This window comes from Aggregatibacter actinomycetemcomitans, from assembly GCF_003130205.1.
In the GTDB taxonomy this organism is placed as follows: Bacteria; Pseudomonadota; Gammaproteobacteria; order Enterobacterales; family Pasteurellaceae; genus Aggregatibacter; species Aggregatibacter actinomycetemcomitans_A.
Window position 1 is genome coordinate 1 of sequence record NZ_NRDF01000016.1, and the last position, 18,420, is coordinate 18,420.

Sequence of the window (18,420 nt, forward strand, 5' to 3'; positions counted from 1 at the left end):
TACCGAACTCAGAAGTGAAATGCCGTAATGCCGATGGTAGTGTGGGGTATCCCCATGTGAGAGTAGGTCACCGCCAAGCCTGATAGGGAGCCCTGATGTGAGAGCATCGGGGCTTTTTGTTTTTGGGTAGGGTAAACGGGATTGGAATTTGGGGTTATGAAGAAGGTTCTGATTTATGGGACAGGTAAATAAACCTAAGTTAAATATTGGGTTCTTTTGAATTTATGAACAAAAAATACATTTTTTGCCAACACCGTCTGATTCAAAAAGTATGGCTCATAAAACCATCTTCAGCGCTATAAATGCCCGCATTGCAATAAAGTGTTTTCTTTTAAAATAAACTTAATCCAACATAAATTTGGGAAGATTATGCGGATTGCTATTCGGTAAGAGCCTGAAATGTTATCTTGATAAAGCGCCTAAAACCACGCTAAATCCCCCCTGAATATCCTTACTGACACCACTTTCTTTTGTTGGGATTTTTACGTGCTCGCGCTTTTAAAAAGAGCATTATATTTTTAACGGTGCTTAATCACGACAGGCGGATTTGGGTCTGAAGCTGACAATAACGTCGGGCTTGGTGTCGATGTATAAGCCGTTAATAAGTTGCAGGCAGTACGGTACGGCGCTGAAAATCCCTTTCACCAGAACATTGCCCTGTTCGTCTTTTACCCCTTCCAGGGTCTCTTTGATGGCTTTCGGTTGTCCGGGTAGATTTAAAATGAGGCTTTCTTTGCGAATGACGCCCACTTGGCGGGAGAGAATTGCCGTCGGCACAAAATGCAGGCTGACCTGTCGCATTTGTTCGCCGAAACCGGGCATTTCACGGTCGGCAACGGCGAGGGTGGCGTCCGGGGTCACGTCGCGTTTTGCCGGTCCCGTGCCGCCCGTGGTCAGCACCAAATGGCAATGCAGCTCATCCACCAATTCGCACAGGGTGCGTTCGATTTCCGCCTGTTCGTCGGGAATGAGGCGTTCCACCACCTCGAAAGAATCCGCCAACGCCTGTTGTAACCAATTGCGTAATTCGGGTATGCCCTGATCCGGATAAATCCCTTGTGATGCCCGATCGGAGACGGACACTAAACCAATCTTTAAAAGTGCGGTCATTTTTTCCCTCGTTTTTTAGCGCTGTTAATCATCAATTCACCGTTGATCGGCAGCGATTTTAGCTGCCGTTGTGGTGCGACTAGGTCCAGTAATATCGGACGACATGGAAGAAAATCGGCGCAGCAAAGCACAAGGAATCCATGCGATCCAACATACCGCCGTGTCCGCTAATCATGTTGCCCCAGTCTTTTACGCCCATGCTGCGTTTCATGGCGGACATAACCAGGCCGCCTAAAAAGCCCATCAGGCAAATCAATAAGCTCATGAGCACCGCTTGCACCGGGTTAAACGGCGTCAGCCAATAAAGCAAGCCGCCCAGTACGCTGGCGCTTACCACGCCGCCCACAAAGCCTTCCATGGTTTTCGACGGCGACAATTTCGGCGCAATTTTGTGTTTGCCGAATAATTTGCCCCACACATATTGCAACACGTCGCTTGCCTGCACCACCAGAATCAGGAAAATCATCAGCAGTAAATTTTTGCCTTCAAAACCGGCAATGTCCAAGGTCAGCATGGCGGGAATGTGGGAAATACAGAATACGCTGATCATCAGCGCCCACTGCACTTTGGTGGAGCGGTCCAGGAAATGCGCGGTGTCGCCCAACAGGGCGGAGAGGATCGGAAGAAACAGGAAGCCGTACACCGGAATAAAAATGGTGAACATACTGAACCAGTCGATTGCCACTAAAATGTATTGCACGGGCAGGATGACGTAAAAACAGGCGGCAAGCGCCAAATGGTCGCCCCGGCGGATGTACAGTAACGAGAGAAATTCCCGTAATGCCATAAAGGAAATCACGAAGAATAAAAAGATGACGCCGTAAAAACCCAAGGCGGCAGCGGCGAAGATGATTAAAATCATCACCCACCAGGCATTAATGCGTGCGTTTAAGTTGTCAATCACGGCGTGCGGCGTGGACCAACCCGTTTTGAATTTTAAGCCGTAACCGATGGAAGAGGCGATAATTAAGGTGATCATTAAACCGCCGAACAGTTTCCACATTTCCATTATGCTCTCCCCTTTTCGGTTAAATTCAAACTTAATAATGCCTGCTCGGCACGGGCTAAAAATACGGCTTTGTCTTCATCGTCACGATAAAACAACGGCTCGCCCATATATAAATCGCACAATAACGGAATCGGCACCATAAAGCCTTTCGGCAACACATTGTGCATATTGCTGATCCACACCGGCACCATTTCCAACTGCGGATTTTGTTTCGCCAGATAATACAGCCCGCTCTTGAAGGGCCGTAACGGCAAATCGTCGTCCATTTTGCGCGTGCCTTCCGGGAAAATAATCAAGGAATGGTGCTGCAAGGCGTCGCTGATTTGTTCGGTGATGGCTTGCGGATTGTCGCCGCCGCGTTCGATCAACAACATATTAAAGACTTTATACGCCAAGAAACGACGAATCGGACCTTTCGTCCAATAGTCCGCGCCGGCAACCGGACGGGTGTTTTTACGTATCAAATAAGGCAGGGAAACCCACAGCAAAATAAAATCGCCGTGGCTGTTATGGTTGGCAAAATACAAGCGGTGCTTATCCGCCGATTGATGTTGCACATTTTTTTGCGCACGCACACCGGTGATAAACGAGGTGAGGCGACACAGTAGAAAATCAATGAGTTTGGCTAACATGATTGTGCTCCTAGAGGTTGTCCGCTTCAGCCAAGCCGGATTTAACCCGCTTTATACAAGTCATTATCAGTAGAATCACCACCGCCCAGGCTGCCCAATAAAGCCAGGCAGGTAACGCCGGGATAAAAGCATAAACCAAGCCTAATAAACCGAATAAAAACGCACGGTCGCTTTTGCCCAACGGACCGTCATAACGGCGGGTTTTGCCTTGCACTTGCCCCAACACGCCGCAAAATTCCGTCAATGCCGAGAGCCAAATAATCAAGCCGATTTGGAACGCATCAAAGGGAAAAATCAACGCAAAAGGCAAATAAAGTGCTGCATCGGACACCACATCGGTAATTTCATTTAAGTAACCGCCCAGACGGGATTTTTGGTTAAACTCGCGTGCCAGCATACCATCAATGGCGTTCAGCGCCATGCGTACAAATAACCAAATCGGAATGAGGAGAAAAAGCCAATGATAGGCAGAAAGTGCGGTCAAAATTAGCCCTAAAATCACGGAAATGGCACAGGCGGTTAGCGTCACCTGATTGGCGGTAACGCCCCGTTGTTCCAGTTTGACGACTAAAGGGCGCAACAGATTTTGGAATTTGGGTTTGAGATCGTAAATACTCATACACTGCGCCTTAAGGGTTAAAAGGAAATAGAAAAGGAATGAGGAACACACTCACCAACATCACTAAGAGCGTAAACGGCACGCCGACTTTCATGAAATCTGCAAATTTATAGCCGCCGGGACCGAAGACCATAGTATTCACCGGTGAAGAGACCGGCGTCATAAAGGCGGCGGAAGCAGCGATAGCAACGACCATCGCAAACGGCACCGGCGATAAATTCAGCTGGTGCGCCATGGTGATGGCAATCGGCGCGATCAGAATCGCCGTGGCGGTATTGGAGATAAACAAACCGACCACCGCCGTGAGAATAAACAGGCTAATTAAAATCCAGTGTTTGCCCATGCCGCCCACCAGATGCAACATTAAATCCACAATCATTGATACCCCACCGGTTCTTTGTAAGGCAAGGGAAAACGGCATCATGCCCACAATCAGCACCAAGCTGGACCAATGTATGGATTCGTACGCGCTTTTGCTGTCCACGCAACGGAAATAACCGAGCATTAAACAGGCAATTAAGGCGGCAACCACGTTCGGCACGAGGCGGGTAACCATTAACAACACCATCACCGCAATGCTGAGTAAGGCGTAAGGCGCTTGGCTTTGAGCGGGCACGGCACGGGTAATTTCGCTCGGGTAATTCAATACGAAGAAGTCTTTGCTGTGGCTACGCATTTGCTGAATTAATTTCCAGTCGCCCACCACTAACAACAAATCACCCGCTTTGTACGGCATTTCCACAAAATGCCCGTCTAACACCTCGCCATCACGTTTGATGCCCACCACATTCAAGCCGTATTTGGAACGGAAACGCAACTGTTCGGTGGATTTGCCGATACAATCGGAATCCGGCACCAAAATCAATTCCGCCATGCCGATGGAACTGGCTTGTTCGGAAAAATACTGCGCACGAATTTCCGCCCGTTCCAGGTTATATTCCGAACAAAAGGTTTCGATGTCTAATTCGGGGTCGCTGATATCCATCAACAGGATGTCTTTTTCACGCACTTCGGACGTTCCCAACGCCGCAATAAACATCGGACGAAAACGCTTCCATCGTTCGATCGCCAACACATTCAAACCGTATTTGGAACGCAAGTGCAATTCATCCAGATTTTTACCGATAATCGCGGAACCTTTTTTCACCACGAAACGCTGCGCCCGCAACTGTAAGCCGTACTCATGGATCAAATCGCTCATGGAGCGTTTATCCAGCTTGTTATTATCGGCTTCGTTGCCGGATTTCAGCCAACGGCGTGCCACCAGCATATAACCGATGCCAAGGAGCAAAATCACTAAACCGATGGGCGTAAAATCAAAGAATTTCAGGCGTATACCGGTTTCCCGCACCAGCTCGGCATTCACTACCAGGTTCGGTGCTGTGGCGATTAAGGTCAGCATACCGCTAATCAAGCCTGCCACACTGAGCGGCATCATCAGGCGTTTGGGCGAAATATTCATTTGCTGGCAAATCATTAATACCACAGGAATAAAAATTGCCACCACGCCGGTAGAACTCATAAATGCGCCGAGCCCTGCCACCGCCAGCATCATGAACACCAGCACGCGCGATTCGCTGTTATGGGAAGCTTTGAGCAGCCATTCGCTCACTTGATACGCCACGCTGGTGCGCACCAAGCCTTCCCCGACGATAAACAATAAGGCAATTAAGATGATATTCGGATCACTGAATCCGGCGAAGACTTCTTCAACGGTCAAAATACCACTGAGGCTGAATGCCAACATCACTAACATGGCGATAATGTCCATGCGGATGCGGTTGTGAATGAAAAGAATGACGGCGGTAATCAGCAACAAAACAACCCATAACCACGGTTCCGCTTGGAATGAATTGAAGAAATGAGAGATTTGACTCATAGCCACCTCTGGAATGAAGGCTTGTTATTATTGGCTGAATTATAGCGATTTTAGTAATTTTTTAACAGGTGCAAAACTGCGACGATATTCCGGCAGCACGCTAAATTCCCTTAATTTTTCCAAATGTAGCTTGGTGGGATAGCCTTTGTGCTTAGCGAATTCATAGTGCGGATATTTTTTATCCAGCTCGATCATTTCCTGATCACGTGCCACTTTTGCTAAAATGGACGCGGCGCTGATTTCCGGCACCAAAGCATCGCCTTTGACGACGGCTTGCGCGGGAATCATGAGATTCGGTGGAATCCGATTGCCATCCACCAACACAAAGTGCGGTTGAATTTTCAGGTGTTTTATCGCTCGCTCCATGGCAAGCATGGACGCGTGCAAAATATTCAACTCGTCGATTTCATTCGGTTCCGCCCGCCCGAGCGCCCATGCCAACGCTTTTTGCTTAATTTCTTCTGCCAGTAATAACCGTTTCTTTTCCGAGAGTGTTTTGGAATCCGCCAGCCCTTCAACAGGATGCTGCGGATCCAAAATCACCGCCGCCGTCACCACCGCCCCCACCAAAGGACCTCGCCCTACTTCATCTACGCCAGCAATCAGTTCATAGCCTTGGGGATAGATAAATTTACTCATTGTTTTGCTCCAGTAAATCAATCACTGCCTGCGCCGCCTGCTGATCGGCATCGCATTGAATCATTTTGTGCAACTCGGTGAAACGTTGAATTAAAACGTTGAGATTTTTGACCGCACTTTCATCCGTATCCAAATATACTGACAGTTTTTCCGCCAAATTAGCCGGATTACATTCAGCCTGAATTAACTCCGGCACCAACATTTCATCCGCCAGAAGATTCGGCAGGGAAATATACTTGGTTTTCACCAAACGTTTCGCCAGGAAATAGGTGAACGGTTTCATGCGGTAGCCTACCACCATCGGTGATTTGCATAACATGGCTTCCAATGCCGCTGTGCCTGACGCGAGTAAAGTGGCTTCGGCGGCAATCATGGCGGAGCGGGCATTGCCGTCCAATAGGATAACATCTAAATCTGGCGCCACACGTTGTTTGATTTGTTCAAATTGCTGACAACGTTTGGCGTTAATCAACGGCACCAGAAATTGTAAATGAGGATAACGTTGACGTAATAATTGGGCGGTTTGCAAAAAAGGCGCGGTAAGAAATTCCACTTCAGAACTGCGGCTGCCGACGAGGATGGCAAGATAACGTTGGTTTTCGTCCAGATTCAGCAAATGACAGGCTTCTGCGCGATTCGGTTTCAACGGAATAACGTCTGCCATAGTGTGCCCGATGAAACGGCAAGGCACGTTAAAGCGATCGTAAAAGGCTTTCTCAAAAGGCAAGAACGCCAGTACCAAATTGGTCGCCGCACCGATTTTATACACGCGTTTCTGACGCCACGCCCACACCGATGGGCTGACGTAATGAATGGTTTTGATGCCGTTTTGTTTGAGTTTCAACTCCACATCCAGGTTAAAATCCGGTGCGTCGATGCCGATAAATACATCCGGTTTCAACGCCAATAATTGCTGAATAATACGGCGGCGAATTTTCAGCAGGCGTGGCAGATGTTTAAGCACCTCCACTAAGCCCATGACGGACAGTTCTTCCATATCAAACAGGCTTTCAAACCCTTCGGCAATCATACGCGATCCGCCGATGCCGATAAAACGGGCATTGGGATAACGCACTTTGAGGGATTTAACCAAACCGGCGCCGAGAATGTCACCGGACACTTCGCCGGCAATGAGGGCGATAAGCGGGGAGTCGTTTGTTGCAATACGATCTGACATATAAAAACTCTGAAAAAACGACCGCACTTTTGATGGATGAGATCAAAGTGCGGTCGGAAAATAACGCGTTTTATCTGTTGAGGTTAGCGAATAATGCCGCGTGTTGAACGCTTGAAAAACTCAACGAAAAAGCTGATTGCCGATTCGGTCTCGGCAATTTGCTCAATTTCCGGCATCACTTCTTCTAATGTTTTCCCGCTGCGATAAATCATCTTGTACACATTACGAATAGTACGCATGGTTAACTTATCAAAACCACGACGTTTCAAACCTTCAATGTTCACACCGAACGGTTGTGCATGATTGCCTTGTGCCATCACATACGGCGGGACATCCTGGCTGACCATAGAACCACCGCCCAACATCACGTGCGCGCCGATGACCACAAATTGGTGAATTGCGGACATGCCTCCCACAACGACAAAATCGTCCAGTTGCACATGGCCGGCAAGCGTAGCATTATTGGCTAAAATACAACGGTTTTTTATCAGACAATCATGCGCAATATGCACATTAATCATGAGTAAATTGTCGTCGCCGATTTTCGTCACACCACCGCCTTGTGCCGTTCCGCGATGAATGGTCACGCTTTCACGAATGCGGTTGCGGTTTCCGATCACTACACGGGTAGGTTCGCCTTGATATTTCAAGTCCTGGTTGACTTCACCGATACTGGCGAACTGATAAATTTCATTATCTTCGCCGATTTTGGTGTTACCGTTAATCACAACATGGGAATGAACAACGGTACCTTTACCGATTTTCGCAGCTTTACCGATAATGGTAAACGGACCGATGACCACGTTCTCGCCGATTTTAGCGCCTTCTTCAACGATCGCCTGAGGATGAATTTTTGCAGTTGGGTGAATCATGTTTATCCTCTTATATTGATTTATGCTCCACGGCGGGCACACATTAACTTCGCTTCGCAGGCCACTTCGCCATCGACCGTTGCGATTGCCGTGAACGCGGTAATACCACGACGTTCTTTTATGACTTCAACGTGTAATACCATTTGATCGCCCGGAATAATCGGACGTTTAAAGCGGGCTTCATCTACACCGGCGAAATAGAAAATTTCGCCACCTACCAATTCGTGGGTTTTAAATGCCAAAATGCCCATAGCTTGTGCCAAGGCTTCAAGAATTAACACCCCCGGTAAAATCGGATTATCCGGGAAGTGCCCGGTAAAACAGGGTTCGTTTACGCTAATATTCTTAATTGCAGTTAACCATTTACCTTCTTCAAAGTTAATCACGCGATCAACTAATAAAAATGGATAACGATGGGGCAATAATTGCATTATTTCGTGTGATTCGATAATTCTTGAGTTTTGTTCAGTCACGGGTTTACCTTCAATACTAAAATAATAAACAAAATCAGCGCGGATTATACGTTATTTGTGTGATTAACACAAAATGAACTATTCCTGGCTCATCTTATTTTAATTTTTTTTCTAATGCCTTGATGCGCTTACTCAACCCGTCAATACCCAGTGTCAATGCAGCGGTTTTGCGCCATTCTTTGTTGGTTTGCAATGGAATGCCGGAAGAATACACGCCCGGTTCGGTAATCGGACGCATCACCATACCCATGCCGGTAATCGTCACTTGATCGCAGATTTCCATGTGACCATTAATCACGCTGGCACCACCGATCAAACAATAACGACCGACCGTCAGGCTGCCCGCCATAATTACACCGCCCGCCACTGCCGTGCCGGTACCGATATGTACATTATGGGCGATTTGACACAGGTTATCGATGATCACGTTATCTTCAATCACCGTGGCATCCAGGGCACCACGATCGATACAGGTGCAAGCGCCGATTTCCACGTGATTGCCGATAATTACCTGTCCCACTTGCGGAATTTTAATCCATTTGCCGCGCTCATTGGCGTAACCGAAACCGTCACTGCCAATCACCGCGCCGGATTGAATCAGGCAATGCTGACCGATTTGTACGTCGTGATACACGGAGACGTTCGCCCAAAGCTGGGTATCTGCGCCGATTTTCGTGTTTTTACCCACAAAGCAATTGGCGCCGATTACCACGTTATCCCCCAATTCCACGCCGGATTCAATCACCGCATTGGCGCCGATGGACACATTCTCACCAAGAAAAACGTCGTCAGCAATGACCGCACTTTTTGCAATGCCGGTCGCCGCTTTAGGTGTCGTATCCATATACTGCGCCAGTTTGGCATAGGCGACATAAGGGTCTTTAACAATAAGCAGATTGCTGTCCGGTGAGCAAAATTCCACATCCGCTTCGGAAACCACTAAAATTCCCGCTTTCGACTGCACCAATAGCGCGCGGAATTTGACATTAGAAATAAAGGTCAGTTGCTGTTCGTTTGCCTTGTCCAAAGGGGCAATATTGCTAACAACAACATCGGCGTTACCACGAATGGTAGCGCCGATTTGTTGTGCTAATTCAGAAAGAGAATAAGTTCTCATTATTTAGCCTGTGCCGGAATTGCTTTTAATACTTCTTCAGTGATGTTTTTGCCATCTACACCATAGACAACGGAACGATCATCAAGCACTAACGTATAATTTTTTTGTTTCGCAACATTGTTAGTCGCGGTTTGAATGCTGGCAACTAATTTTGCAGTTTCCTCATTTTCGCGTTTAGCATAGTTATCTTGGAACTCTTTTGCTTTTTGATCATGCTCGGCGATTAATTTATTAATTTCCTCTTGCTGGTCGTTGCCATATTTATTAATTTCACCTTCACGCTTTTTGATGTCGGCAGAACGCAATTTCGGCGCATCTTTTTGTAATGCAGCCACTTTCGCCTCGACTTTTTTCTGAATATCGGCGATCTTGGTATCAATTTGTTTTTTGTTTTCGGCTAATTTATCTGCGGTCGGTTTGAATTCGGCTTCTAATTTTTCTGCTACCGCTTTACGATCAGGGTGATTTTGGAAAAGGTACTCTGCGCTAATAAATGCAATGTTTTCGTCAGCCATGGCTAAAGAGGAAGAGAAAGCTAAGGCCAAAGAAAGTGCGGTAAGTTTTACGATTTTTTTCATGTTTCGATTTTTCCTTTTGGTGGATTAAATGTGAATTTTCAGTGCCGCTTTAACGGCACCGGTATTTTTTAGTTGTCCCGTATTTTCTATGAAGCTCATCTTGACTAGAAAGAACCGCCGATACTGAACTGGAATTGCTCAATATCATCATTTTCGTATTTCTTAATCGGTTTCGCATAAGAGAAGACCAACGGGCCAATCGGTGATTGCCATTGGAAGGCAAGGCCGGCAGAAGCACGAACGCGGGAAGGATCACCGTAATCCGGTAATTTCAAATTCGTAAATTTGGCTTTTTCACCCTTCCAATGTGTATCCCAAACACTGGCAGCATCCACAAAGAAGGAAGTGCGCACGGAGTTTTGGTTTTTTTCGGCAACAAACGGAGTCGGCACGATTAGTTCCACACTTGCCGTTGCCATAGCATTACCGCCCACAATATCGCCGTTCACAATGTTATAACAGCTTGAATTGACATTCACACCGGAACCGCTACATCCATTCACCCTCGGATTGATATAAATTGCTTGCGGACCAATCGCGCTGTAGGCGAAACCACGTAAGCTACCAATACCGCCCGCAGTGTAAGTTTGATAGAACGGCAGACGTTTACCGCCAAAGCCGTTGGCATAAGCCGCGCCTAAACGACCGGACAATACCCAAGTTTGGTCGCGGTTAAGCGGATAGAAACCTTGTACATCGGCGTTCAGTTTGTAGTATTTGTTATCGGAACCCGGAATCGTGACTTTGCCGCCAATAGAGGCTTTTACCCCTTTGGTTGGTAAGAAACCACGGTTCAAACTATTGTAGTTCCAGCCGAAGGAAATATCATAATCGTGTGATTTGAAGGTCCATTCGTTATAGTTTAAGGAGGCTAAATATAAGGCTCGATTATATTCAGGCGTGATATTTTTCAGTTTGTTATAGGCATAGCCCAAGCCAACATAGTAGGCATTATTTTCATTCACCGGGAAGCCTAATGTTAAATTACCACCGTAAGTGGTACGCGCATAGGACGCGGATGTCGAGTTTTTGGAGTTATCATAATTTTCGAAGAATATATTACCGCCTAAGCTAACCCCGTCTTTGGTGAAGTATGGTTCGTTATAACCTAAGTTGACACTGGTGCCGTAATCGTTACGGGAACCCGCCAAGCTCAACGAGGAACCCATGCCGAGGAAGTTATCCTGTTTGACGCTGGCTTGGTAGCTTAAACCGCTTTCCGTACCATATCCCACACCGAAGTTAATACTACCGGTGTTACGCTCTTTCACTTTATAAATGACATCCACTTCATCGCCGGTACCTTCGACCGGCTCGGTGCGGCTTTCTACGGTTTCAAAAAATCCCGTACGATCTAACCGCACTTTACCCAGTTCGACCAAATCGGTAGATAACCAGCTGCCTTCTTGTTGGCGCATTTCCTGACGTAATGTGCTGTCCGCGCTGACGGTGTTGCCTTCAAAACGAATTTGACGAACGGAATAACGTTTGCCCGCATCCACCACAAAACTTAACCCGACGGTTTTGGCATCATCGTTAAAGTCAGGTTGCACGTTCACTTGTGCGCTACCGTAACCACGTTCGCCCAAGGTGGATTTAATACTGTCTTCAACGACTTGTACATCGCTGCGACGGAATTCTTCGCCGATATGAATTTGGCTCAATAATGGTGCCAGTTGCTCGCTCATACCACCTACATCGCCCACGATACGTGTGCCATTGACGATATATTTTTCACCCTCAGAGACGTTAATGGTGACGCGTGCTTCGGTTTTTTCATCATTTAGCTGAACATCATTGTCAACGATTTGCGCTTTGACATAACCACGATCCAGGTAATAATTTTGAATGGTTTCTAAATCTTTGGAAAATTGGGTTGAGTCGAATTTATTGCCGAATAACTTCCACCAGGCATCCGGTTGAAGTTCCATTTGATCTTGCAATCTGTCGCTGTCAAAGGCTTGGTTACCCACAAAGGTCACACCTTTTAACAACGCCACATCGTTCTCTTTAATTTGAATTTTTACCTCGGCACGATTATTCGGCAACGGATTCACGATAGTTTCCACTTTTGCGTTATAACGCCCGACGCTGTGATAATGATCTTCTAAACTTTTACGGAAAGCTTCAAGTTTTTCACGATTTAATATATCGCCTTTCTGGAAGCCGTTGGCATTTAAATTTTGTTTTAATGCATCATTAGGAATGGATTTGTTACCGTCCAGCACCACATCGGAAATAATTGCTTTCGGCACCACGGAAATGACTAAGGTATTACCTTGTTGGGAAGCTTTAACATCTTCGTATTGACCGGTTAAAAACAGGTTACGTACTACAGCGGCAATATTGGTATCGTTAATTTTTTGCCCGACACGCACCGGCAAACTTGCGATAATATTGCTTTCGGTTCCCGCCTGAACGCCGTCAACACGAATGTCCTGTACCACGAAAGGTCCGGCAAGCGCGGCGGTTGAGCTAAACAATAAGCTTGCAATTAAAAGTTTTTTCATCGTCATTTTTATCCTGTATCAAAACTAATTTAAACGTAAAAAATCATTGATCAGCCCGAATCCCATTAACATCAATAATAAGACCGCACCGATTCGATAACTAATATTCTGGACCTGTTCGGAAACTGGTTTTCCTTTAAGGGCTTCCAGCGCCAGGAAGACCAAATGTCCGCCGTCTAACACCGGCAACGGAAAGAGGTTCATCACACCCAAATTCACGCTGATTAACGCCATAAAGCTCAAATAGTAAATCAGACCTAGTTCAGATGATGCACCTGCGCCCTGTGCAATGGAAATCGGACCACCCAAGTTATTCAACGATAATTCGCCGATGAGCAATTTACCGATCACTTTTACGGTTAACCAAGAGAGTTGGAATGTCTTTTCAACCGCTTTCTGTAGAGATTCGAGCACATCATACTTTAATTCGGTACGATATTCATCAGCCACCGGGTAAAAAGTCGGTGAAATGCCAACAAACCAACGCTTTTTGTCATTAAGCTCCGGAGTAATGGTTTTTTCCAACCACTCACCGTTGCGTTCTACTTTTAAGGCTAACGGTTTGCCCTGTTGAACCCGTTCGATAAAATCCTGCCAGACAATTTCTTTACCGTCCGACCAATATAATTTATCACCGACCAACAACTTTTCCTTTTGCGCAGGAGAATCGTTAGTGACTTTAGACAAAGTCATATCCACTTTGGTTCTTACCGGAACAATTCCTAGTGAACCGAAAGCACTTTCTTTTTCAGGATTAAAGGCCCAGTTAGATAAATCTAAAATTTTGTGTTGTTCAATAGTAGAACCAAACTCTACCAAAGTTAATTCCACCTTGCTTTCGCCCGTTTTAGTCGCCAGCAACATATTAATCGTTTCCCAATCCGGCGTAACAACACCGTCAACTTCAGTAATCTGGGTATTTGGTGAAACTTGTGCCTTTGCGGCAATGGAATGAGGTTGAACTTCCCCGATCACCGGTTTAACGCTGGGAATACCGATAGAGTAAATAACGAAATACGCCAGAATAGCAAATAAGAAATTGGCTAAAGGTCCGGCGGCAATAATGAGTGCACGTTGCGCGACGGTTTTGTTATCGAAGGCTTGTTCGGCAAGTTCAGGCGGAATCTCTTCATTGCGCCCGTCCAGCATTTTCACATAGCCGCCAAGGGGAATCGCCGATACGGCAAACTCTATCCCCCGTTTATCGGTGCGCGACCAAATCACTTTGCCAAAGCCGATGGAAAAACGATGAACTTTTACACCGCACTTTCTTGCTGCCCAAAAGTGCCCGTATTCGTGCACCGCTACCAAGACGGCGATAACAATCAGAAATGAAACCGTTGACCATAAAAATGACATAGCCAATCCTACAACACAAAGAAATAGAAATACGCAAAGAACGGTACGGCGGCAGTTAAGCTGTCAATTCGATCCAAAATGCCACCGTGCCCCGGAATCAGGTTGCTGCTGTCTTTAATGCCGCTCTGGCGTTTGAACATACTTTCCGTTAAATCGCCTAAAATCGAAATGGCTACCGTCACCACAGATAACGCAATAAACGCCGACGGCGAAACATCTTTAATCAAGCTTTGTTGCGTGACATTTACGAAAATCGCGGAAACCACGCCCGCCATCACCAAACCGCCGATCGCGCCCTGCCAGGATTTGCCCGGCGACACTTTCGGCGCCAATTTGTGTTTACCGAATTTACGCCCCACAAAATACGCGCCGGAATCCGCCACCCAAACCAAAATAAACACATACAACAGCAGCATAATGCCGTGGTAAGGTTGCGCTACATAATTATCCAAACGGAGCAATAACACGCCGATTAAAAACGGAATCAGCGTAAAAAAAGCAAAGAAAAATTGCAGCACGGAATGTTTCGCCCAAAGATTGTTGCTTTTCGGGTAGCTCACTACAAAAGATAACGCCACCAGCCACCAAATCACTGCGCCCAATAAAATCGGCTGCGCATAATTTTCAAAGACCCGACCGGCATCCAGGTAATTGCCTTCATCATAAATCCAGAGGAACAAAAACACCGCACTTAACACGGTGATGGCATAACGCCAGAACGTCGCTTGTTTGAAATTGAAGAACTGAGTCCATTCCCAAATACCTAACACCACAACCACGCCTAAGGCGAGCGCAAAATAATAAGGTGAGAATAAAAATAACGCGGCGAATACAATGGCGATTAACACAATCGCCGATAAAACCCGTTGTTTAAGCACAATAAATTCCTCTGTTATTCCGTCCCGCCAAAACGACGATGACGCTGTTGATAAGATAGGATCGCCTGATGAAACTCGGCTTCATTAAAATCCGGCCAAAGCACATCGGAAAAATAAAATTCGGCGTAGGCGGTCTGCCATAATAAAAAATTACTGATGCGCTGCTCGCCGCTGGTACGAATAAGTAAATCCACTTCCGGCTCGTCTTGCGTAACCAAATGCTGTTGCAACAACGCTTCGTCAATGTCCGCCACTGCAAGTTGTTGCGCCTGCACTTTTTGTGCCAGCTGTTGTGCCGCCTGCACAATATCCCAACGCCCGCCGTAATTCGCCGCGATATTTAAGGTAAGTGCGGTGTTATTTTCCGTTAATTTTTCCGCGTTCTTAATTTTTTCCTGCAACCCTTCACTGAAGCGCGCAACATTGCCCAGAATCTTTAATCGAATATTATTTTTATGCAGTTTTTTCACTTCAAAATCCAGCGCCTGCATAAACAAATTCATCAACGCACTGACTTCCTGCTCGGGGCGATTCCAGTTTTCACTGCTAAACGCATATAACGTTAAATATTTCACACCGATTTTGCGCGCGTAAGACACCGCCTCGCGCACCGCAGCCACACCGTTTTTATGCCCGAAAATGCGCATTTTGCCTTGTTGCTTCGCCCAACGTCCGTTGCCGTCCATAATGATGGCGACGTGTTGTGGAATATTATTCGGATCCAGTTCTGTCATTATCCATTCTCTGTTTAAGCATCAGTGAGACCAATGTGCCAGTTGTTTGCGTGCGCATTCACGCGCCGCACGATCCACATCCAACACATCATCAATCTGTTTGATTTGTTGCGGCGCAATTTGTTCCACCACCGCCTGATTAAGTTTGGCAATGTCGGTAAATTTAATTTGACGATCTAAAAACGCCTGCACGGCAATTTCATTGGCGGCGTTCATTGCCGTCGTGGCATATTGACCGGCGGCAAAAGCCTCAATGGCGAGTTGCAAACAAGGATAACGCAGATAATCCGGCGCTAAAAAAGTCAGCCCGTTTAATTGATAGAAATCCAACGGCGCGACGCCGGAAAAAGTGCGGTGCGGATACGCCATGGTTTCGGCGATCGGCGTGCGCATATCGGGGTTGCCCATTTGGGCGATGACGCTACCGTCGATATAACGCACCATGGAATGAATAATGGATTGCGGGTGAATAATCACTTCCATTTCGTCGGCGGACGCATTAAACAACCAACGGGCTTCAATGTATTCCAAGCCTTTGTTCATCATGGTGGCGGAATCCACGGAAATTTTCTTGCCCATAGACCAGTTCGGATGCGCCACCGCCTGTTCCGGCGTAATGGCGTCGAATTCGCTTAAATCCGTATAACGGAAAGGTCCGCCGGAACCGGTCAGCACGATTTTGCCGATCCCAAAATCCGCTAACGGACAAAAGCCGATTTGTTGCTGCGCCTGTGGCGGTAATGATTGGAAAATAGCGTTATGTTCGCTGTCCACCGGCAATAATTGCGCGCCATATTGTTTCACGGCATCAATAAAAATCTGACCGCAAGTCACCAGCGCCTCTTTGTTCGCCAGCAACACTTTCTTACCCGCTTTTACCGCAGACAAGGTCGGCAATAAGCCCGCCGCGCCCACAATCGCCGCCATCACCATGTCTGCATCGGGATGCGCACTCAATTCACAAATCGCCTGTTGCCCCGCCAAAACTTGGATAGGAAGCTGATGTGTCGCCAATCTTTCACGCAATATTTTTGCCGCACTTTCGTCAGCTAAAGCAACAAAGTGCGGTCGAAATTTCAGGCATTTTTCAAACATCGCCATCGCATTGGAACCGCCCACCAAGGCAAACGCTTCATAGTTTTCCGGATTGTGTTCAATCACTGACAGGGTGCTGTTGCCGATAGAACCTGTGGCACCGAGAATCACGACCTTTTGTTTGTTTTGCATAAAATTTTGACCGCACTTTGCAGAGTTGTCGGGCAATAAAATAAACGCGCCCGCATAAGAAAAGACGCAGTAAGCCACTGCGTCCGTGTTTAGCTATGTTCGGCAATTAGAAATCAAGTAATTCTTTTTCTTTGTCCGCCAGCACATCATCCACTTTTTTGATGAAGCTGTCGGTTAATTTTTGAATTACGTCTTCCGCTTTGTGCTGATCGTTTTCGCTGATTTCTTTGTCTTTTAACAAAGCTTTGATTTTATCATTGGCATCACGGCGCACGTTACGAATCGCCACTTTGCCCTGCTCGCCTTCCGCTTTCACGATTTTGATTAAATCACGACGGCGTTCTTCCGTTAACGGCGGCAGTGGCACGCGAATGGTAGTACCGGCAGAAGACGGATTTAAGCCCAAATCGGAAGTCAAAATGGCTTTTTCCACGGCTTGAATCAAAGAACGATCGAACACGGTCACCGCCAACGTACGCGCATCTTCCGCTACCACATTGGCTAATTGGCGTAACGGCGTCGCAGAGCCGTAATAATCCACTTGAATCGCATCCAACAAACTTGGCTGCGCACGACCGGTACGGATTTTTGCAATATGTCCTTTTAACGCGTCCAGGCTTTTTTCCATACGTTCTTCGGCATCTTGTTTAATTTGATTAATCATTCAACTTTCCTTTTCAATAAAAAAGATAAAACGGCATGATTCTACTGGATTTTTATAAAATTTTGAATCATTTTCTTTTGAAAATACGGCTTTCAGACGTAAGTTTTTGGTGCTTTTTATTTTTTGATGGACAACAAAGTGCGGGCGAATTTTCATGTGTTTTTTTCATACAAAAAACGGTAGAAAATCATTTCTACCGTTTTTCCTTTTCACGAAACCCTGCTTAACAAATGGTCGTGCCGACATCGGTGCCGAGGATCACTTGGCGTAATGCGCCCGGTTTACCCATATTGAAGACCCGAATCGGCATGCCGTGGTCGCGGGCAAGGGTGAAGGCGGCAAGATCCATCACTTTTAATTCTTTATCGATGACTTCCGCATAGGTTAAGTTTTTATACAATTTGGCATTGGCATTTTTTGCCGGATCGCAGTCGTACACGCCATCCACTTTGGTGGCTTTTAACACCACATCCGCTTCAATTTCAATACCGCGTAAACAGGCGGCGGAATCGGTGGTAAAGAAAGGGCTGCCGGTGCCGGCAGAGAAAATTACGACACGTTTTTCGCGTAACATTTTGATGGCTTCGGACCAGTTGTAGGTATCGCAAATACCGTTTAACTGAAAGGCGGACATTAATTTAGCGTTGACATCGGCGCGATGGAGTGCGTCACGCATTGCCAAGCCGTTCATCACGGTCGCCAGCATCCCCATGTGGTCGCCCACTACGCGGTTCATACCGGCTTTGGCAAGTTTGGCACCACGGAATAAATTGCCGCCGCCTAACACAACGCCGACTTCCACGTCCATTTCGATGAGCTCCTTAATTTCTAACGCCATTCTATCTAAAATGGAAGGATCGATACCGAATCCCTCATCGCCTTGTAAGGCTTCACCACTGAGTTTTAACAGAATTCTTTTATAAATCGGTTGACTCATATTTTT

At 46.6% G+C, this 18,420-nt stretch carries 18 protein-coding genes and 1 rRNA gene; 1 reads left to right on the forward strand and 18 read right to left on the reverse strand.

Features of this window, described 5'->3' with window-relative positions:
• A 5S ribosomal RNA gene (gene rrf, locus DK423_RS11705) occupies positions 1 to 79 on the forward strand; the annotation flags it as partial.
• A gap of 449 nt (positions 80 to 528) precedes the next feature.
• Here rrf and mog read toward each other — a convergent pair.
• The 18 genes from mog to pyrH form a co-directional block, all read right to left on the reverse strand.
• The gene (mog, locus tag DK423_RS09505) at positions 529 to 1,110 is read right to left on the reverse strand and encodes a molybdopterin adenylyltransferase (protein WP_005555572.1); all 582 of its coding nucleotides are present in this window, start codon (positions 1,108 to 1,110) and stop codon (positions 529 to 531) included.
• Between the two features lie 79 nt (positions 1,111 to 1,189).
• Positions 1,190 to 2,119, reverse strand: a complete 930-nt coding sequence (locus tag DK423_RS09510) for a phosphatidate cytidylyltransferase (protein WP_061885956.1) — start codon at positions 2,117 to 2,119, stop codon at positions 1,190 to 1,192.
• Positions 2,119 to 2,751 carry a lysophospholipid acyltransferase family protein gene (locus DK423_RS09515; RefSeq protein WP_005555568.1) on the reverse strand — a complete coding sequence of 211 codons (633 nt, stop codon included), beginning with the start codon at positions 2,749 to 2,751 and terminating at the stop codon, positions 2,119 to 2,121. The genes DK423_RS09510 and DK423_RS09515 overlap by 1 nt, the downstream gene beginning before the upstream one ends.
• 10 nt (positions 2,752 to 2,761) lie before the next feature.
• Positions 2,762 to 3,370: a CDP-alcohol phosphatidyltransferase family protein gene (locus DK423_RS09520; protein WP_005555566.1), complete on the reverse strand. Its 609-nt coding sequence runs from the start codon at positions 3,368 to 3,370 to the stop codon at positions 2,762 to 2,764.
• A 10-nt stretch (positions 3,371 to 3,380) separates the two neighbouring features.
• On the reverse strand, positions 3,381 to 5,249 hold the full coding sequence (locus tag DK423_RS09525; protein WP_005555564.1) for an SLC13 family permease: 1,869 nt from the start codon (positions 5,247 to 5,249) through the stop codon (positions 3,381 to 3,383).
• A 39-nt stretch (positions 5,250 to 5,288) separates the two neighbouring features.
• Complete coding sequence (gene rnhB / locus DK423_RS09530) at positions 5,289 to 5,888, reverse strand: ribonuclease HII (protein ID WP_061885955.1); 600 nt, start codon at positions 5,886 to 5,888, stop codon at positions 5,289 to 5,291.
• Positions 5,881 to 7,065, reverse strand: a complete 1,185-nt coding sequence (gene lpxB / locus DK423_RS09535; RefSeq protein WP_005555560.1) for a lipid-A-disaccharide synthase — start codon at positions 7,063 to 7,065, stop codon at positions 5,881 to 5,883. Before lpxB ends, rnhB begins: the two co-directional genes overlap by 8 nt.
• An 83-nt stretch (positions 7,066 to 7,148) precedes the next feature.
• Positions 7,149 to 7,937: an acyl-ACP--UDP-N-acetylglucosamine O-acyltransferase gene (gene lpxA / locus DK423_RS09540; RefSeq protein ID WP_005555556.1), complete on the reverse strand. Its 789-nt coding sequence runs from the start codon at positions 7,935 to 7,937 to the stop codon at positions 7,149 to 7,151.
• Between the two features lie 20 nt (positions 7,938 to 7,957).
• Entirely contained in the window at positions 7,958 to 8,368 is a 411-nt protein-coding gene (gene fabZ / locus DK423_RS09545) for a 3-hydroxyacyl-ACP dehydratase FabZ (RefSeq protein ID WP_005555555.1), read from the reverse strand.
• Between the two features lie 136 nt (positions 8,369 to 8,504).
• Positions 8,505 to 9,527 (reverse strand): UDP-3-O-(3-hydroxymyristoyl)glucosamine N-acyltransferase, encoded by a 1,023-nt coding sequence (gene lpxD, locus DK423_RS09550; protein WP_005555553.1) that lies wholly within the window; start codon positions 9,525 to 9,527, stop codon positions 8,505 to 8,507.
• Entirely contained in the window at positions 9,527 to 10,105 is a 579-nt protein-coding gene (locus DK423_RS09555; RefSeq protein WP_005555551.1) for an OmpH/Skp family outer membrane protein, read from the reverse strand. The genes lpxD and DK423_RS09555 overlap by 1 nt, the downstream gene beginning before the upstream one ends.
• Before the next feature lie 104 nt (positions 10,106 to 10,209).
• Complete coding sequence (gene bamA / locus DK423_RS09560) at positions 10,210 to 12,615, reverse strand: outer membrane protein assembly factor BamA (protein WP_032996488.1); 2,406 nt, start codon at positions 12,613 to 12,615, stop codon at positions 10,210 to 10,212.
• A 24-nt stretch (positions 12,616 to 12,639) separates the two neighbouring features.
• Positions 12,640 to 13,974: a sigma E protease regulator RseP gene (rseP, locus tag DK423_RS09565; protein ID WP_109043966.1), complete on the reverse strand. Its 1,335-nt coding sequence runs from the start codon at positions 13,972 to 13,974 to the stop codon at positions 12,640 to 12,642.
• Between the two features lie 8 nt (positions 13,975 to 13,982).
• Positions 13,983 to 14,852, reverse strand: coding sequence for a phosphatidate cytidylyltransferase (locus tag DK423_RS09570; RefSeq protein ID WP_005555545.1), 870 nt, complete (start codon positions 14,850 to 14,852; stop codon positions 13,983 to 13,985).
• 14 nt (positions 14,853 to 14,866) lie between these two features.
• Complete coding sequence (gene uppS, locus DK423_RS09575; protein ID WP_005555543.1) at positions 14,867 to 15,586, reverse strand: polyprenyl diphosphate synthase; 720 nt, start codon at positions 15,584 to 15,586, stop codon at positions 14,867 to 14,869.
• Positions 15,587 to 15,607: 21 nt separating this feature from the next.
• Complete coding sequence (ispC, locus tag DK423_RS09580) at positions 15,608 to 16,891, reverse strand: 1-deoxy-D-xylulose-5-phosphate reductoisomerase (RefSeq protein ID WP_005555542.1); 1,284 nt, start codon at positions 16,889 to 16,891, stop codon at positions 15,608 to 15,610.
• A 28-nt stretch (positions 16,892 to 16,919) separates the two neighbouring features.
• Positions 16,920 to 17,477 carry a ribosome recycling factor gene (gene frr, locus DK423_RS09585; protein WP_005555540.1) on the reverse strand — a complete coding sequence of 186 codons (558 nt, stop codon included), beginning with the start codon at positions 17,475 to 17,477 and terminating at the stop codon, positions 16,920 to 16,922.
• A 223-nt stretch (positions 17,478 to 17,700) separates the two neighbouring features.
• Positions 17,701 to 18,414: a UMP kinase gene (gene pyrH / locus DK423_RS09590; protein ID WP_005555537.1), complete on the reverse strand. Its 714-nt coding sequence runs from the start codon at positions 18,412 to 18,414 to the stop codon at positions 17,701 to 17,703.
• Between the last annotated feature and the right edge of the window lie 6 nt (positions 18,415 to 18,420).

What these genes read in the sequence shown, in the direction of transcription:
- rnhB (WP_061885955.1), bottom strand. Translation starts at nt 5,888, where the DNA reads ATGAGTAAATTTATCTATCCCCAAGGCTATGAACTGATTGCTGGCGTA.
- pyrH (WP_005555537.1), bottom strand. Translation starts at nt 18,414, where the DNA reads ATGAGTCAACCGATTTATAAAAGAATTCTGTTAAAACTCAGTGGTGAA.
- DK423_RS09555 (WP_005555551.1), bottom strand. Translation starts at nt 10,105, where the DNA reads ATGAAAAAAATCGTAAAACTTACCGCACTTTCTTTGGCCTTAGCTTTC.
- uppS (WP_005555543.1), bottom strand. Translation starts at nt 15,586, where the DNA reads ATGACAGAACTGGATCCGAATAATATTCCACAACACGTCGCCATCATT.
- DK423_RS09525 (WP_005555564.1), bottom strand. Translation starts at nt 5,249, where the DNA reads ATGAGTCAAATCTCTCATTTCTTCAATTCATTCCAAGCGGAACCGTGG.
- DK423_RS09510 (WP_061885956.1), bottom strand. Translation starts at nt 2,119, where the DNA reads ATGGAAATGTGGAAACTGTTCGGCGGTTTAATGATCACCTTAATTATC.
- mog (WP_005555572.1), bottom strand. Translation starts at nt 1,110, where the DNA reads ATGACCGCACTTTTAAAGATTGGTTTAGTGTCCGTCTCCGATCGGGCA.
- lpxA (WP_005555556.1), bottom strand. Translation starts at nt 7,937, where the DNA reads ATGATTCACCCAACTGCAAAAATTCATCCTCAGGCGATCGTTGAAGAA.
- DK423_RS09520 (WP_005555566.1), bottom strand. Translation starts at nt 3,370, where the DNA reads ATGAGTATTTACGATCTCAAACCCAAATTCCAAAATCTGTTGCGCCCT.
- bamA (WP_032996488.1), bottom strand. Translation starts at nt 12,615, where the DNA reads ATGAAAAAACTTTTAATTGCAAGCTTATTGTTTAGCTCAACCGCCGCG.
- rseP (WP_109043966.1), bottom strand. Translation starts at nt 13,974, where the DNA reads ATGTCATTTTTATGGTCAACGGTTTCATTTCTGATTGTTATCGCCGTC.
- frr (WP_005555540.1), bottom strand. Translation starts at nt 17,477, where the DNA reads ATGATTAATCAAATTAAACAAGATGCCGAAGAACGTATGGAAAAAAGC.
- fabZ (WP_005555555.1), bottom strand. Translation starts at nt 8,368, where the DNA reads ATGCAATTATTGCCCCATCGTTATCCATTTTTATTAGTTGATCGCGTG.
- lpxD (WP_005555553.1), bottom strand. Translation starts at nt 9,527, where the DNA reads ATGAGAACTTATTCTCTTTCTGAATTAGCACAACAAATCGGCGCTACC.
- DK423_RS09515 (WP_005555568.1), bottom strand. Translation starts at nt 2,751, where the DNA reads ATGTTAGCCAAACTCATTGATTTTCTACTGTGTCGCCTCACCTCGTTT.
- lpxB (WP_005555560.1), bottom strand. Translation starts at nt 7,065, where the DNA reads ATGTCAGATCGTATTGCAACAAACGACTCCCCGCTTATCGCCCTCATT.